The 16,029-nt window shown below is 74.9% G+C and carries 10 protein-coding genes and 1 riboswitch; of the genes, 6 read left to right on the forward strand and 4 right to left on the reverse strand.

The annotated features are described in order from the left end of the window. Positions 1-22 precede the first annotated feature (22 nt). Positions 23-3,667 carry a cobaltochelatase subunit CobN gene (gene cobN / locus ABR738_RS19750; protein ID WP_350231306.1) on the reverse strand — a complete coding sequence of 1,215 codons (3,645 nt, stop codon included), beginning with the start codon at positions 3,665-3,667 and terminating at the stop codon, positions 23-25. Between the two features lie 72 nt (positions 3,668-3,739). Beyond that, positions 3,740-3,844, reverse strand: a riboswitch (cobalamin riboswitch). A gap of 686 nt (positions 3,845-4,530) precedes the next feature. Between cobN and ABR738_RS19755 the strand changes: the two genes are divergently transcribed. The 3 genes from ABR738_RS19755 to ABR738_RS19765 are packed head-to-tail and all read left to right on the forward strand — an operon-like array spanning position 4,531 to position 8,035. After that, entirely contained in the window at positions 4,531-5,895 is a 1,365-nt protein-coding gene (locus ABR738_RS19755) for a ferredoxin-like domain-containing protein (protein WP_502964112.1), read from the forward strand. Next, entirely contained in the window at positions 5,892-6,533 is a 642-nt protein-coding gene (locus ABR738_RS19760; protein ID WP_350231308.1) for a precorrin-8X methylmutase, read from the forward strand. The genes ABR738_RS19755 and ABR738_RS19760 overlap by 4 nt, the downstream gene beginning before the upstream one ends. Then, a complete protein-coding gene (locus tag ABR738_RS19765) occupies positions 6,530-8,035 on the forward strand; it encodes a precorrin-2 C(20)-methyltransferase (protein ID WP_350231309.1) in 1,506 nt (501 codons plus the stop codon). Before ABR738_RS19760 ends, ABR738_RS19765 begins: the two co-directional genes overlap by 4 nt. Here the strand turns inward: ABR738_RS19765 and ABR738_RS19770 are convergent. After that, the gene (locus tag ABR738_RS19770) at positions 8,020-8,793 is read right to left on the reverse strand and encodes a cobalt-precorrin-6A reductase (protein ID WP_350231310.1); all 774 of its coding nucleotides are present in this window, start codon (positions 8,791-8,793) and stop codon (positions 8,020-8,022) included. The genes ABR738_RS19765 and ABR738_RS19770 overlap by 16 nt on opposite strands. Before the next feature lie 77 nt (positions 8,794-8,870). On the opposite strand from ABR738_RS19770, the gene ABR738_RS19775 reads away from it, so the two are divergent. After that, complete coding sequence (locus ABR738_RS19775; protein WP_350231311.1) at positions 8,871-9,986, forward strand: cobalt-precorrin-5B (C(1))-methyltransferase; 1,116 nt, start codon at positions 8,871-8,873, stop codon at positions 9,984-9,986. Positions 9,987-10,508: 522 nt separating this feature from the next. Here the strand turns inward: ABR738_RS19775 and cobM are convergent. Further along, complete coding sequence (cobM, locus tag ABR738_RS19780; RefSeq protein WP_350231312.1) at positions 10,509-11,252, reverse strand: precorrin-4 C(11)-methyltransferase; 744 nt, start codon at positions 11,250-11,252, stop codon at positions 10,509-10,511. Further along, entirely contained in the window at positions 11,249-12,538 is a 1,290-nt protein-coding gene (cbiE, locus tag ABR738_RS19785; protein ID WP_350231313.1) for a precorrin-6y C5,15-methyltransferase (decarboxylating) subunit CbiE, read from the reverse strand. The genes cobM and cbiE overlap by 4 nt, the downstream gene beginning before the upstream one ends. A 388-nt stretch (positions 12,539-12,926) precedes the next feature. Between cbiE and ABR738_RS19790 the strand changes: the two genes are divergently transcribed. Continuing rightward, positions 12,927-14,834, forward strand: a complete 1,908-nt coding sequence (locus ABR738_RS19790) for a GTP-binding protein (protein ID WP_350231314.1) — start codon at positions 12,927-12,929, stop codon at positions 14,832-14,834. A gap of 310 nt (positions 14,835-15,144) precedes the next feature. Beyond that, positions 15,145-16,017, forward strand: a complete 873-nt coding sequence (locus ABR738_RS19795) for a lytic polysaccharide monooxygenase auxiliary activity family 9 protein (protein ID WP_350231315.1) — start codon at positions 15,145-15,147, stop codon at positions 16,015-16,017. Positions 16,018-16,029 lie beyond the last annotated feature (12 nt).

A 16,029-nucleotide genomic window follows, 5' to 3' on the forward strand; every position in this document is an offset into this window, starting at 1 on the left:
CCGCCCTTGTGTGTCGCCGGGCTCAGCCCTCGTCCTCCAGGTCGCCCTCGGTCTCCAGGTAGACCTGGCGCAGCGCTTCGAGGACCGCCGGGTCGGGCTTGGCCCACATGCCGCGCGACTCCGCCTCCAGAAGGCGTTCCGCGATGCCGTGCAGGGCCCACGGGTTGGCGTTCTGAAGGAATTCGCGGTTGGCCGGGTCCAGGACGTACGTCTCGGTCAACTTGTCGTACATCCAGTCGGCGACGACGCCGGTGGTGGCGTCGTAGCCGAACAAGTAGTCCACGGTCGCGGCGAGTTCGAAGGCGCCCTTGTAGCCGTGGCGGCGCATCGCCTCGATCCACTTGGGGTTGACCACGCGGGCCCGGAAGACGCGCGAGGTCTCCTCCACCAGGGTGCGGGTCTTGACGGTCTCGGGGCGGGTCGAGTCGCCGATGTAGGCCTCGGGGGCGGTGCCGCGCAGGGCGCGGACGGTGGCGACCATGCCGCCGTGGTACTGGAAGTAGTCGTCGGAGTCGGCGATGTCGTGCTCGCGGGTGTCGGTGTTCTTCGCCGCGACCGCGATCCGCTTGTACGCCGTCTCCATCTCCTCCCGGGCCGGGCGCCCGTCCAGCTCGCGGCCGTAGGCGTAGCCGCCCCACACCGTGTAGACCTCGGCGAGGTCGGCGTCGGTGCGCCAGTCGCGGGAGTCGATGAGCTGGAGCAGGCCCGCGCCGTAGGTGCCGGGGCGTGAGCCGAAGATGCGGGTGGTGGCGCGGCGTTCGTCGCCGTGTTCGGCGAGGTCGGCCTGGGTGTGGGCGCGTACGTGGTTGGCGTCGGGGCCCTCGTCCAGGGAGGCCGCGAGGCGGACCGCGTCGTCGAGCAGGCCGATCGTGTGCGGGAAGGCGTCGCGGAAGAAGCCCGAGATGCGCAGGGTCACGTCGATGCGGGGGCGGCCCAGCTCGTCGAGCGGGATGGGTTCGAGGCCGGTGACGCGGCGCGAGGCGTCGTCCCAGACGGGGCGCACGCCGAGCAGCGCCATCGCCTCGGCCACGTCGTCGCCCGCCGTGCGCATCGCGCTCGTACCCCACAGCGAGAGCCCGACGGAGGTCGGCCACTCGCCGTTGTCGGCGCGGTAGCGGTTGGCGAGGGATTCGGCGAGTGCCTGGCCGGTCTCCCAGGCGAGCCTGGAGGGGACGGCCTTGGGATCGACGGAGTAGAAGTTGCGGCCGGTCGGCAGGACGTTGACCAGGCCGCGCAGCGGGGAGCCCGAGGGGCCCGCCGGGACGAAGCCGCCGGTCAGGGCGTGGACGGTGTGGTCGAGTTCGGCGGTGGTGGCGGCCAGGCGCGGCACGACCTCGCGGGCGGCGAACTCCAGGATTGCGCGCACCTGTTGGGGCTGCTCGGCGGGGATCGCCGCGAGGTCCCAGTCGGCGTCGTCCATCAACTGCACGAGCGCGCGGGCCTGTTCCTCGGCTTCGTCGGCGCTGGTGCGGGTGGCGGCGGACTCGTCGAGGCCGAGGGCTTCGCGCAGGCCGGGCAGGGCGGTGGTGCCGCCCCAGATCTGGCGGGCGCGCAGGATGGCCAGGACGAGGTTGACGCGGTCGGCGCCGGCCGGGGCGTTGCCGAGGACGTGCAGGCCGTCGCGGATCTGGACGTCCTTGATCTCGCAGAGCCAGCCGTCGAGATGCATGATGAACTCGTCGAAGCCCTCGTCCTCGGGGCGGTCTTCGAGCCCGAGGTCGTGGTCGAGCTTGGCGGCCTGGATGAGCGTCCAGATCTGGGCGCGGATCGCGGGGAGCTTGGCCGGGTCCATGGCGGCGATCTGGGCGTGCTCGTCCAGGAGTTGTTCCAGGCGGGCGACGTCGCCGTAGGAGTCGGCGCGGGCCATCGGCGGCACGAGGTGGTCGACGAGGGTGGCGTGCACACGGCGCTTGGCCTGGGTGCCCTCGCCCGGGTCGTTGACCAGGAACGGGTAGATCAGGGGCAGGTCGCCGAGCGCGGCGTCGGGCCCGCAGGCGGCGGACAGGCCCGCGTTCTTGCCGGGCAGCCACTCCAGGTTGCCGTGCTTGCCGAGGTGGATCATCGCGTCGGCGCCGAATCCGCCGTCGGCGGCCGGGGCCGCGATCCAGCGGTAGGCGGCCAAGTAGTGGTGGCTGGGCGGCAGATCGGGGTCGTGGTAGATCGCGATCGGGTTCTCGCCGAAGCCGCGCGGGGGCTGGATGAGGATCAGCAGGTTGTCGCGGCGCAGGGCGGCCAGCACGATGTCGCCCTCGGGGTCACCGCCGTTGCCCACGCGGGAGCGGTCGAGGAACATCTCACCGGGCGGTGGGCCCCAGTGCCGCTCGACGTTCTCGCGCAGCTCCCCCGGGAGCGTGGCGTACCAGCGCTTGTAGTCGGCGGCCGGGATGCGCACCGGGTTGGCGGCCAGCTGCTCCTCGGTGAGCCAGTCCTGGTCGTGGCCGCCGGCGTCGATGAGGGCGCGGATCAGTTCGTCGCCGTCGCCGGATACGAGGCCCGGGATCTCCTCCTCGGGCCCGAAGTCGTACCCCTCGGCCCGCAGCCGGCGCAGGAGCGCGACGGCGCTCGCGGGGGTGTCGAGGCCGACGGCGTTGCCGATGCGGGAGTGCTTGGTGGGGTAGGCGGACAGGACGAGCGCGATGCGCTTGTCGGCGGCCGGGATGTGCTTGAGGCGGGCGTGGCGCACGGCGATGCCGGCCACGCGGGCGGCCCGCTCGGCGTCGGCCACGTACGCGGGCAGTCCGTCCTCGTCGATCTCCTTGAAGGAGAACGGGACGGTGATCAGGCGGCCGTCGAACTCGGGCACGGCGATCTGGCTTGCCGCGTCGAGCGGGGAGACGCCCTCGTCGTTGTCCTCCCAGGCGCTGCGGGAGCCGGTGAGGCAGAGCGCCTGGAGGATCGGTACGTCCAGGCCGCTGAGCGCACCGGCGTCCCAGGACTCGTCGTCGCCGCCGGCCGACGCGGTGGCGGGCTTGGTGCCGCCGGCGGCGAGGACGGTGGTCACGATGGCGTCGGCGGCGCGCAGTTCGTCGATGAGCGCGGGCTCGGGGTCGCGCAGCGAGGACACGTACAGCGGGAGCGGGCGGGCACCGGCGTCCTCGATCGCGCCGCACAGGGCGTCCACGAAGGCGGTGTTGCCGCTCATGTGGTGGGCGCGGTAGTAGAGCACGGCGACGGTGGGGCCGTCGGCGGCCCCGGGCGTACGCTCCAGCGGGCCCCAGGACGGGGCGGGCGCGGGCGGCTCGAAACCGTGGCCGGTGAGCAGCACGGTGTCGGACAGGAACCGGGCGAGCTGGTCGAGGTTGGCGGGGCCGCCGTGCGCGAGGTAGGCGTGCGCCTCGGCGGCGATGCCGACGGGGACGGTGGAGGCGGCCATCAGCTGGGCGTCCGGGGCCTGTTCGCCGGTCAGGACGACGACCGGGAGGCCGCTCGCGGTGAGCTGGTCCAGGCCGTCCTGCCAGGCGCGTACGCCGCCGAGGAGCCGTACGACGACGAGGCCGACGCCGTCCAGGAGCTCTGGCAGGGCGTCGAGGGCGAGGCGGGAGGGGTTGGCGAACCGGTACGGCACCGGGCCGTTCGCGGCGCGGGCGCTGAGGAGATCGGTGTCGGACGTCGACAGGAGCAGGATGGGGCGGGGGTCCTCCGTGGGCTCCCCGGGCGAGTGCAGCATGCGGCGTCAGGCCTTCCTCGGGGTGTCCGCGCCCCGGGTGGTGTCGGATGGTCTCCCCTGCCCGGGGAGGGGGAGTTCCTGACTCACCCGGTCGAGCGGGGCTCGGGTCCGGGCTCACAGTGGCGGGACCGCGCCGGAATCTCACCGGGCTTCCTCCCCTGTCGCCGTGTCCGGCGACGCCGGCGGGCCGGGTGGCCTGCCGCCTGCATAGTAGCGACCCACCCGGGTCCCCCCTCGGCCCCGGCCCACCCCGCGCCCACCGAGGTCCCGCCCGGGGCCCGCCCCGGGTCCGCCTGCGGGGGCGTGGCCACGTTTCGCGCAGTTCCCCGCGCCCCTGAAACCCGCTGACATCTGCGGACCGTGGACGCCTCCCGCGCCGTTCCCCGCGCCCCTGACTACTCGGCGCCGGCCCATGCGGGCACCCTCAGCCAGTCCGGCGCTTGAGGACGAGCGCCCTTCAGGCGCGAACGGGGTCTGGAGCGGAGCCCCAGGGGCCCCGGCTGCGGACCGTGCGTGGCTGGGCGCGCAGTTCCCCGCGCCCCTGAAACCCGCTGACGCCTGCGGACCGTGGACGCTTCTCGCGCAGTTCCCCGCGCCCGTGACTACCCGGCGCCGGCCCGTGCGGGCGCCCTCAGCCCGTCCGGCGCTTGAGGACGAGCGCCCTTCAGGCGCGAACGGGGTCTGGGGCGGAGCCCCAGGGGCCCCGGCTGCCGGCCGTGCGTCGCTGGGCGCGCAGTGCCCCGCGCCCCTGGCGGGGCCGGTGCCGGCCCGCATGCGCCTGTCCGGCCCTGGTCCGGCGCGGACGCCGGTAGCGCGCCCGGTACCCACCCGGTGGGGGCGGCCCCCGCGGATGCGACCTGGGTATGCTCGCCGCCATGCCGCGCCCCTCCGCAACACCCCACAACCAGGGCGAAACCCCCATAGGGGACGCCCCGGGAGCAGCCCCCCGCGACCCCGTGGTACGGGACCGCGGCGACGCCTGCCCGGGCGCCCTGCGGCTGCACCAGGCCGACGACGGCAATCTCGCCCGACTCCGCCTGCCGGGCGGCATATTGACGACCCGTCAGGTACACGCGCTGGCCACCGCCGCCGAGCGGTACGCGGACGGCCACCTCACCCTCACCTCCCGGGGCAACGCCGAGTTGCGCGCCATCGCGGCCCCCCACGCCACCGCACTCGCCGAACTCCTGCGCCACACCGGCCTGATGCCCTCCGAGACCCATGAGCGCGTGCGCAACATCGTCGCGTCGCCGCTGGCCGGCCTGGACGGGCGGGGCCACGACGGCGCCCACGCCACCGCCCGCCTGCGCGCCCTCGACGCCCTCCTGTGCGCCCAGGACTGGACGACCGCCCTCTCCGGCCGCTTCCTGTTCGCGCTCGACGACGGCCGCGGCGACGTCGCGGGCCTCGGCGCCGATGTGACGTTGCTCGCACAGGAGCGGGAGACCGTCGTCGTCCGGGTCGGAGCGAGCGCCCTGCGGGTGGCCGCGTCCGACGCCCCCCGCGCGGCCCTGGAAGCCGCCCGCGCGTTCCTGGAGACGGCCGCGGGCACCGGCGCCTGGCGGGTGCGCGACCTGCCCCCGGGCCACGCCGTCGACCTCGCGTCCGCGCTGGCCCGAGCGGGCATCCCGGCCACCCCCGCCCCCGTACCGGACGCACCGGACGCCCGAACGACCGCCCCCACCCCCGGCATCGTCGCGAGCCCCGACGGCACCTACGCCCTGGTCGTGGCCCCCGCGCTGGGCCGGGTCCCCGCCGCGCGGCTCCGGGTGCTCCCGGGCCCCGGCGGCGAGGTCCGGATCACCCCGTGGCGCGGATTCGTCGTCCCCGGCTTCGACGGGCCCGGCGCCCGCGCGCGGCTGCGCGAACTCGACGACGCCGGATTCACCACCCGCCCCGACGCCCCATGGGCCGGGGTCGGCGCGTGCACCGGCCGTCCCGGGTGCGCCAAGGCGCTGGCCGATGTGCGCCGCGACGCCCTGCCGGGCACGGGCGGCCTGCCCGTCCACTGGTCGGGGTGCGAGCGGCGCTGCGGCCACCCGCACGGCGACTGGGTGGACGTGACGGCCACCGCCGAAGGCCACTACACGGTGACGGTACGGGGCGTACGAGGCGTACAGGAACGGCAACCGCCGCTGAGCGAGGGCGAGTTGGCGGACGCGGTGGCCCGCGCGCGGGGTGGCCGGCCGCAGGCGTACGGGACAGGGACAGGGACAACCACGAGATGAGCGAGAGCACAGTGTTCGACTACGAGAAGGACGGCGCGGAGATCTACCGCCAGTCCTTTGCCACGATCCGCGCCGAGGCGGACCTCGCCGGCCTGCCCGCCGACGTGAGCCAGGTCGCGGTCCGCATGATCCACGCCTGTGGCATGACGGACCTGACCCGCGACCTCGGCTACACGCCGGCCGTCGTGGCCCGGGCCCGCGAGGCGCTGCGCGCGGGTGCGCCGATCCTGTGCGACGCGCGGATGGTCGCCAGCGGGGTGACCCGCAAACGGCTGCCCGCCGACAACGAGGTGATCTGCACCCTGAACGATCCGTCCGTACCGGCCCTCGCCGCCGAACTCGGCACCACCCGCAGCGCCGCCGCGCTCGAACTGTGGCGCGACCGCATGGACGGCGCGGTGGTGGCCGTCGGCAACGCGCCCACCGCCCTGTTCCGGCTGCTCGAAATGATCGAGCAGGGCGCGCCGCGCCCGGCGGCCGTCATCGGCGTACCGGTCGGGTTCATAGGCGCAGCCGAGTCCAAGGACGCGCTCGCCGCGCACCCTTCGGGCCTTGAACACCTGGTGGTACGGGGCCGGCGCGGTGGCAGCGCGATCGCGGCGGCCGCGCTCAACGCGATCGCGAGCGAGGCGGAATGAACGAGAACAGCAGCACGGCGGGCCGGCTCTACGGCGTCGGGCTCGGCCCGGGCGATCCGTCCCTGATGACGGTGCGCGCGGTGGAGGCGATCGCGGAGGCGGACGTGGTGGCGTACCACTCGGCGCGCCACGGCCGCTCGATAGCGCGCTCGATCGCGGCGAAGCACATCCGCGCCGACCACATCGAGGAGAAGCTGGTCTATCCGCTGACGGTGGAGACCACCGACCACCCCGGCGGCTACCGGGGCGCGATCGACGACTTCTACGAGGAGGCGTCGGCCCGGCTCGCCGCGCACCTCGACGCGGGCCGCACGGTCGCCGTGCTCGCCGAGGGCGACCCGCTGTTCTACGGCTCCTACCAGCACATGCACAAGCGGCTCGCCCACCGCTACCCGACCGAGGTGATCCCCGGGGTGACCTCGGTGAGCGCGGCGGCCGCCCGGCTCGGTGAGCCGCTGGTGGAGGCCGAGGAGATCCTGACGATCCTGCCCGGCACGCTGCCGGAGGAGGAGCTGACCGCGCGCCTGGCCGCCACCGACTCGGCGGTGGTGATGAAGCTGGGGCGTACGTTCACCAAGGTGCGCCGGGCGCTGGAGCGTTCGGGGCGGCTCGATGAGGCGCGGTATGTGGAGCGCGCCACCATGCCGGGCGAGCGCACGGGTCAACTCGCCGACATCGAGGCGGATTCGGTGCCGTACTTCTCCGTCGCGGTGCTGCCGAGCCGTATCGACGCCGCGCCCGTCGAGCGGGAGCGCGGCGAGGTCGTGGTCGTGGGCACCGGCCCCGCCGGACCGCTGTGGCTGACGCCGCAGTCGCGGGGCGCACTCGCCGCCGCCGACGACATCGTGGGCTACACCACCTACGTGGACCGGGTGCCGGAACGCCCCGGGCAGCGCAGGCACGGCTCGGACAACAAGGTGGAGTCCGAGCGCGCCGAGTTCGCGCTCCAACTGGCCATGCGGGGCAGGCGGGTCGCCGTGGTGTCGGGGGGCGATCCGGGCATCTTCGCGATGGCCACCGCCGTGCTGGAGGTGGCTTCGCAGCCGCAGTACGCGGACGTTCCCGTGCGGGTCCTGCCGGGGGTGACCGCCGCCAACGCGGCCGCCGCCCGCGCGGGCGCCCCGCTCGGCCACGACTACGCGACGATCTCGCTGTCCGACCGGCTCAAGCCCTGGGAGGTCATCGCCGAGCGGCTGCACGCGGCGGCGTCGGCCGATCTCGTCCTCGCGCTCTACAACCCCGGTTCCGCGAGCCGTACGTGGCAGGTGGCCAAGGCGCGCGAACTGCTCCTCGAGCACCGGGCGCCGGACACCCCGGTGGTGGTGGCCCGCGACGTGGGCGGGCCGGGCGAGCGGGTCCGGATCGTGCGCCTTGCCGATCTGGAGCCGGCCGAGGTCGACATGCGCACGATCCTGCTGATCGGCTCCTCGCAGACCCGTACCGTACGGCGCGGCGACGGCGAGGAGATCGTCTGGACGCCGAGGCGCTATCCGGAGGACTGACCCGGGCGGGGCCGGCCGGGGAGGCCGGCCACCCAGGCGGCCGCCTCCTCGGGGGTGGCCGCCACGGCCACCCCGGCCGGCACGGGCGGGCGCCGCACCACGACGACGGGGATGCCCGCCTCGCGGGCGGCGGCCAGCTTCGGGGCGGTCGCGGCGCCCCCGCTGTCCTTGGTGACGAGCACGTCGACGCGGTGGGCGCGCAGCAGCTCCCGCTCCCCTTCGAGGGTGAAGGGCCCCCGGTCGAGCAGCACCTCCATCCGGGCCGGGAAGGGCGGCTCGGGGGCGTCCACCGAGCGCATCAGGAACCACAGGGCGTCGAGCGGGGCGAAGGCGGCGAGGCCCATGCGGCCGGTGGTCAAAAAGACGCGGTGGCCGAGTCCCGGCAGCAGCGCCGCGGCCTGGTCGAGGGAGTCCGCCGGGTGCCAGCGGTCGCCCTCGCCGGGGACCCAGCCGGGGCGGCGCAGCGCGAGCAGGGGAACATGGGCCCGCGTGGCGGCGGCCGCCGCGTTGAAACTGATCGTCCGGGCGAAGGGATGGGTGGCGTCGATGAGCGCGTCCACCTCGTGCGTACGCAGCCACGCGGCGAGCCCGTCGGCGCCGCCGAACCCGCCGACGCGGACCTCGCCGGGTGGCAGCCTGGGTTCGGCGACCCGGCCCGCGAGCGAGCTGGTCACCCGCGGGCCGTCGGCCGCGCCGGCGCCCAGCAGGCCCGCGAGGCGACGGGCCTCGCCGGTACCCCCCAGAATCAAGATGTGCACAGGATCCGGTTCCGTTCGTGAGTGAGGCCGAAGGTCATGAGGCAGGCAGGCCGTCGAGCACGGATCAGGCGGGGAGCATGAGCGAGCCCAAGGGCGGACGCGGTGCCCAACTCAAGCACACCGGTCTGCGGCCCGGCTGGACGACCGGTGCCTGCGCGACGGCGGCCACGACGGCCGCGTACACCGCACTCCTGGCCGGCGACTTCCCCGACCCGGTGACGATCACGCTGCCGCGCGGGCAGACGCCCGCGTTCGCGCTGGCCGCCGAGGAACTGGGGGCGGGTCGGGCGATGGCGGCCGTGGTCAAGGACGCGGGCGACGACCCGGACGTGACGCACGGCGCGCTGATCCGCTCGACGGTACGGCTGCTTCCGCCCGGCTCCGGGGTGGTGTTCCGGGCCGGTGACGGCGTGGGCACGATCACCCGGCCCGGGCTTCCCCTCGCGGTCGGCGAACCCGCGATCAACCCGGTGCCGCGCCGCATGATGACGGACCATGTGACGCTGGTGGCGCGGCGGCACGGGACCACGGCCGACGTGGAGATCACCATCTCCGTCGACCACGGCGCCGAGATCGCCCGCTCCACGTGGAACCCGCGCCTCGGCATCCTGGGCGGCCTGTCCATCCTGGGCACGACCGGCATCGTGGTGCCGTACTCGTGCTCGGCGTGGATCGACTCGATCCGGCGCGGGGTGGACGTGGCGCGCGCGGCGGGCCGTACGCATGTGGCCGGCTGCACGGGCTCCACGTCGGAGCGGACGGTGGTGGCGGAGTACGGGCTGCCCGAGGACGCGCTGCTGGACATGGGCGATTTCGCGGGCGCGGTCCTCAAGTACGTACGCCGTCACCCGGTGGACCGGCTCACCATCTGCGGCGGCTTCGCCAAACTGTCCAAGCTGGCGGCGGGCCATCTGGACCTGCACTCCGGCCGGTCCCAGGTGGACAAGTCCTTCCTCGCGGCGCTGGCCCGCGAGGGCGGCGCGAGCGAGGCGCTGGCGGCGGAGGTGGCCGTGGCCAACACGGGTCTGGCCGCGCTCCAGCTGTGCGCGGCGGCCGGCGTCCCCCTCGGCGACGTGGTCGCGGCGCGGGCCCGGGACGAGGCGCTGAGTGTTCTGCGGGGTGCGCCGGTGGCGGTGGACGTCCTGTGCGTCGACCGCGCGGGCACGGTAGTAGGCCGCAGCACGCCCCGTTAGCCCCTACGGTGCGGGCCGGCACCAACCCCGCCGGGGCGGCCGGGCTGAACACACCCACGTGGGCCGGCACCAGCCCTGCCAGGGGCGCGGGGAACTGCGCAACCAGCCACGCACGGCCCGCACCCGAAAGCCGACGCCTTGGGGCTCCGCCCCAAACCCCGTTCGCGCCTTAAGGGCGCTCGTCCTCAATCGCCGGACGGGATGAGGTATGCCGGGTGGGCCAGCACCAACCCCGCCAGGGGCGCGGGGAACTGCGCGCCCGGCCGCCCACGGCCCGCACCCGAGGTCCTGGGGCTCCGCCCCAGACCCCGTTCGGCCTGAACGGCCTCGTCCTCAATCGCCGGACGGGCTGAGGTTGCCTTTACGGGCCCGCATCGCCCGACACTGCCAAGCGCCACCAGGCCGGACACACCCACGTGGGCCGGCACCGAATGCTCAGGGGCGCGGGGAACCGCGCGAGGAGCGACCACGGCCCGCAGCCGAGGCCGGCATCGGCGCCGGCAGGGTCCGCCCCGGCCGGGGCTAGTCCCGGCAGCGTTCGGCCGAGTACAGGTGGCTGTCCCGGAACGATGACGCACCCAGCACCCGCCCCACCAGGATCACCGCCGTCCGCACCACCCCCGCCGCCTTCACCCGCTCCGCGATGTCCGCCAGCGTCCCGCGCAGGACCAGCTCGTCGGGGCGGGACGCGAAGGCGACCACCGCTGTGGGGCAGTCGGCGCCGTAGTGCGGCAGCAGCTCCTCCACGACCCGGTCGACATACCCCGCCGCCAGGTGCAGGACGAGCAGCGCCCCGCTCCGCCCGAGCGTCGCCAGGTCCTCCCCCTCCGGCATGGCCGTGGCCCGCTGCGCGATCCGGGTCAGGATGACGGTCTGGCCGACCGTGGGCACCGTCAGCTCCCGCTTGAGCGCGGCGGCGGCCGCCGCGAAGGCCGGCACCCCCGGCACCATCTCGTACGGCACCCCCGCCGCGTCGAGGCGCCGCATCTGCTCGGCGACGGCACTGAACACCGAGGGGTCACCGGAGTGCAGCCGGGCCACATCGAGCCCGGCCTCGTGCGCCCGCGTCAACTCCCCCACGATCTCATCGAGGTTGAGCCGCGCGGTGTCCACCAGCCGGGCGCCCTCGGGGCACTCGGCGAGGAGTTCGCGCGGTACGAGGCTGCCCGCGTACAGACACACCTGGCAGGAGGCGAGCGTACGGGCGCCACGCACCGTGATCAGGTCGGCGGCGCCGGGCCCCGCGCCGATGAAGTACACGGTCATGTGGCTGCTCCAGAAGGGGTGTCGAGTGGTGCGAAGGGTCCGGAGGGTCCGGAGGGTCCGGATTTGACGACGGCCCACTGGGTGACCGGCATGGCCTGGCGCCATCCCGTGAAGCCGCCGACCGGCACGGCGTGCGCGACCGCGAGCCGGACGAGTTCGCCGCCGTGGCGCCGGTACCAGGTGGCGAGCAGCGCCTCGGACTCCAGCGTGACGGTGTTGGCGACCAGGCGTCCGCCGGGCGCGAGCGCCTGCCAGCACGCGTCGAGCAGCCCGGGCGCGGTGAGCCCGCCGCCGATGAACACGGCGTCGGGCGCGGGGAGTTGGGTCAGCGCGTCGGGCGCGGCGCCGGTGACGACGCGTAGCGCGGGCACGCCGAGCCGGTCCGCGTTGCGGCCGATGCGCTCGGCCCGTACCGGATCCCGCTCCACGGTGACGGCCCGGCACGACGGGTGCGTACGCATCCACTCCACCGCGATCGAGCCGGACCCGCCGCCGATGTCCCACAGGGTTTCGCCGGGCGCGGGCGCGAGCGCGCCGAGGGTGGCGGCGCGGACGTGCCGCTTGGTGAGCTGTCCGTCGTGTTCGTACGCGTCGTCGGGCAGCCCCGGTACGGCGCCGAGCCGCAGGGCGCCGGGGGCGCGGCGGCACTCGACGGCGACGACGTTCAGGGCGTCACCGGGCGCGGCGTCCCACGCCTCGGCGCTCCCCTCCACGACCCGCTCGCGCGGCGACCCCAGCTGTTCGAGCACCCGCATCCGGCTGGGCCCGAACCCGCGGTCGCGCAGCAGCGCCGCGACGTCGGCCGGGGTGCGGGCGTCGGCGCTCAGGACGAGGATCCTGCGCCCGTCGTGCAGCGCGGCCGCGAGCCGGCCGGCCGGCCGCCCGACCAGCGTGACGGTCTCGGTCTCCTCGACGGGCCAGCCGAGCCGGGCGCAGGCGTGGGAGAGCGACGAGGGGTGCGGCAGCACGCGGGGCGGGGCGCCGAGTACGTCGGTGAGGGTGCGCCCGATCCCGTAGAACATGGGGTCCCCGCTGGCCAGCACGGCCAGCCGGCGGCCCCGGTGGGCTTCGATGATCCCGGGGACGGCGGGCCGAAGCGGCGTCGGCCAGGCGATGCGCTCCCCGCGGCACTCCTCGGGCAGCAGAGCGAGCTGCCGGGCTCCGCCCACGACGACGTCGGCCGCCAGCAACACCTCGCGCCCCTGGCTCCCGAGCCCGCCCCACCCGTCGGCCCCGATCCCGACGACGGTGACGTCAGGACGGGAGGGCGTGCGAGCGGGGTTCACGGTGTGCGTACCTCGGGGTGTGCGCGGGGGCCCGGCCGGGCCTATGGGGACGGCCCGCACTCTACTGTCCACCCAGGTGAGCGGGCCCTCCGGGTACGCACCCCCTGACCCGCACGCGAGAACGCCGATCCCCAGGGGAACAGCCAGGGCCCCGGCCCTCCGGTACGCACCCCTCTCCCCCGCACGCGAGAACGCCGATCCCCAGGGAACAGCCGGGGCCCCACCCCGGCCCTGCCCCCACCCCGAAAACCCCTCGCCCGCCCGCCCGCACCGTCCTAACCTGTCCCCGCCGGACCTCACCTCACCCTGCGGGAGCATCACGTGCGCCGACTCTCCGAAACAGCCCAGAGCCCCGACCTCACGGCCCCCTTCGGAGAACCCCGCACCCATGCGCACCCCCACCCGCACCCTGAACATCGGCATCCTCGCCCACGTCGACGCCGGTAAGACCAGCCTCACCGAGCGCCTTCTCTTCGACACCGGCACGATCACGCGCCTCGGCAGCGTGGACGACGGTGACACCCAGACGGACACGGATGCCATCGAGCGGCAGCGCGGCATCACCGTGCACTCGGCCGTCGCGTCGTTCCGCGTGGGCGACACCCAGGTCAACCTGATCGACACGCCGGGCCACAGCGACTTCGTGGCCGAGGTGGAGCGCGCGCTCGGCGTCCTGGACGGTGCCGTGCTGGTCCTGTCCGCCGTGGAGGGCGTGCAGGCAGGGACCCGCGTCCTGATGCGCACCCTGCGCGAGGCCCGCCTCCCGACGCTGGTCTTCGTCAACAAGGTCGACCGTGCGGGCGCCCGCGAGGCCGGTCTGCTCGCCGACATCCGCCGCAAACTGACCCCCCGCGTCGCCCCCATGTCGGCGGTGCGCCACCTGGGAACCCGGGCCGCCACCGTCGTCCCGCGCGCCTGGACCGACCCTGAACACGCCGCGCTGGTGGGCAAGTTGCTGGCCGAGCAGGACGACGCGATGCTCGCGCGTGTCGTGGACGGCCCCCCGCCCACCCCGGCCGAACTCGCCAAGGGGCTCGCGGCCCAGACCGCCGCCGCCCTCGTCCACCCCGTTTACTTCGGCTCCGCGATCGGCGGTCAGGGCATCCCCGCGCTCATCGAGGCGATAGCGACCCTGTTCCCCGCGCCGGGCCCGGACACCACCGCCCCGCCGCAGGGCACGGTGTTCGCCGTGAAGCGCGACCGGTCCGGCGCCAAAACCGCGTATCTGCGCCTTTTCCAGGGCGAGGTGCGTACACGGCAGCACCTCACGTTCGCCTCCCCCCACGGTACCCACCCCGGCCGGCTCACCTCCTTGGACGTGGTGGGCGCGGGCCCGGGCGCCACCCGCCTCACGGCAGGCGGCATCGGCCGGCTGCGGGGTCTGCCCAAGTTCCGCGTGGGCGACCGCATCCAGGCCCCGGACGGCGCGGACGACTCCGCCCGCGCCCGCACCCCCCGTTTCGCCGCCCCCACCCTCCACAGCCTGGTACGCCCGCGCGAGGCCGGCCCGACAGCGGCCGCCCGCCTCCACACCGCCCTGCGGCACCTGGCCGAACAGGACCCGCTGATCAGCGCCCGCACCGAACCGGGGGGCGCCGTCTCGGTGTTCCTGTACGGGGAGGTGCAGAAGGAGGTCATCGCCGCCACGCTCGCCGACACGTACGGCATCGAGGTGGTCTTCGACCCGAGCCGCACGGTGTGCGTCGAGCGTCCCGCCGGGGTGGGCGAATCGGCCGAGGGGATGGACCGGGGTCCCGCGCCCGGCGGGCACTGGGCGACCGTCGGGCTCCGTGTGGAGCCGGCCCCGTACGGCGACGGGAACTCCTTCCGCTACGAGACCGAACTGGGCGCGCTGCCACGGGCGTTCCACCAGGCGGTGGAGGAGAGCGTGCACGACGGGCTGCGCACCGGGCCCCGGGGATGGGCGGTCTCGGACTGCGTGGTCACGCTCGTACGCTCGGGGTTCTCCAGCGTGTTCAGTACGGCGGGCGATTTCCGCGCGCTGACCCCGATCGTGCTGGACCGGGCCCTGCGGTCCGCCGGGACGCGGCTCTACGAGCCCTGTCTCGCCTACGAGTTGGAGGCCCCCGCCCCTACGCTCGCCGCCGTCTGCGGCCGGCTCACGGCGATGGGCGCGGCCATCGAGGAGACCGTGGCCACGGCGGAGGGGTGGCTGCTGCGGGGCACGGTCGCGGCACGCGGGGCCGTTGGCATCGAGCGGTGGCTGCCCGGACTCACGCACGGCGAGGGGGTCTGGTGGACCCGCCCGGCGGGCGACCGGCCGATGGTCCCGTAGGGCGGGCAGGCGGACTGGGGGACGGGCCGGGCGGACTCGTGGGACGGGCCGACGGCCTCCGGGGGCGGGCCGGGCGGACTCGGAGGGGGCGGGCCGGCGGAGCGTGGGACGGGTCGACGGACTTGTGGGACGGGTCGACGGACTTGGGCGACAGCGACGGACTTGGGCGACAGGTTGGCGTAGACCTCTTGCGGGCTGGTCCAGACCAATGCCACGCTCTCAAGTGCCGCCACCACGGGGCGAGTTGGCGCGGCCCGTCCGGCGTGCCGTTCCGGCTCGTTCCGCCTCCCCACGATCAAGGAGCACTCGTATGTCCGCTCGGCGTACCGCAGCGTCCCTGGGTGTCCTCGGGGCGACCTCCCTGTCCCTCTTCGCCCTGGCGCCCACCCCCGCGTCCGCGCACGGCACCATGTTCAACCCCGTCAGCCGCATCGCCGCCTGTTATGCCGAGGGCCCCGAGCACCCGGTGTCGCAGGTCTGCAAGGACCTGGTCGCCGACTCCGGCACCCAGCCCCTGTACGACTGGAACGAGGTGAACATCGCCAACGCCAACGGCCAGTCCCGTCAGATCATCCCGGACGGCAAACTGTGCTCGGCGAACCGCGACAAGTACCGCGCGCTGGACTGGGCCCGCACCGACTGGCCGTCCACCGGTGTCGCGGCGGGCTCCTTCCCCTTCAAGTTCCGTGTGACGGCCGCCCATTCGGGCACGATGACGCTCTACATCACCAAGGAGGGCTTCGACCCGACGAAGCCGCTGAAGTGGTCCGACCTGGACGACACTCCCGTCGCGGTGTACCGGACGTCGCGCACGGCGACGGACGGCTACTACAACTTCACCGGCACGCTGCCGGCCCGCACCGGGCGCCACATCATCTACAAGGTGTGGCAGCGGGACGACAGCCCGGAGGCGTTCTACAGCTGCTCGGACGTGGTGTACGGGGCCGGGAGCTCGGCCGCCGCGCCCACCGAGCAGAAGATCGCCGCAGGGGCGTCGCGCTCCACGGTCAGCCACCACGGCCACGGCGGCGACCCGGCCCCGGCCACCCCGGCCGCCCCGTCCACCCAGGCCGGGCAGGCCGCCCCGGCCGGCCACGCGGTGGCTCCGCAGGCGCTGGCGGCGGTGTCCACGGCGAGCGTCCTGGGAGGAGGCGTCCTCCTCCTGCGCCGCCGCCGAGGCTGACCCCGCGCGGGG

This window comes from Streptomyces sp. Edi4 (genome assembly GCF_040253615.1).
Lineage (GTDB): Bacteria > Actinomycetota > Actinomycetes > Streptomycetales > Streptomycetaceae > Streptomyces.

What these genes read in the sequence shown, in the direction of transcription:
- ABR738_RS19790 (WP_350231314.1), top strand. Translation starts at nt 12,927, where the DNA reads ATGCGCACCCCCACCCGCACCCTGAACATCGGCATCCTCGCCCACGTC.
- ABR738_RS19765 (WP_350231309.1), top strand. Translation starts at nt 6,530, where the DNA reads ATGAACGAGAACAGCAGCACGGCGGGCCGGCTCTACGGCGTCGGGCTC.
- ABR738_RS19795 (WP_350231315.1), top strand. Translation starts at nt 15,145, where the DNA reads ATGTCCGCTCGGCGTACCGCAGCGTCCCTGGGTGTCCTCGGGGCGACC.
- cobN (WP_350231306.1), bottom strand. Translation starts at nt 3,667, where the DNA reads ATGCTGCACTCGCCCGGGGAGCCCACGGAGGACCCCCGCCCCATCCTG.
- ABR738_RS19775 (WP_350231311.1), top strand. Translation starts at nt 8,871, where the DNA reads ATGAGCGAGCCCAAGGGCGGACGCGGTGCCCAACTCAAGCACACCGGT.
- ABR738_RS19760 (WP_350231308.1), top strand. Translation starts at nt 5,892, where the DNA reads ATGAGCGAGAGCACAGTGTTCGACTACGAGAAGGACGGCGCGGAGATC.
- ABR738_RS19755 (WP_502964112.1), top strand. Translation starts at nt 4,531, where the DNA reads ATGCTCGCCGCCATGCCGCGCCCCTCCGCAACACCCCACAACCAGGGC.
- cobM (WP_350231312.1), bottom strand. Translation starts at nt 11,252, where the DNA reads ATGACCGTGTACTTCATCGGCGCGGGGCCCGGCGCCGCCGACCTGATC.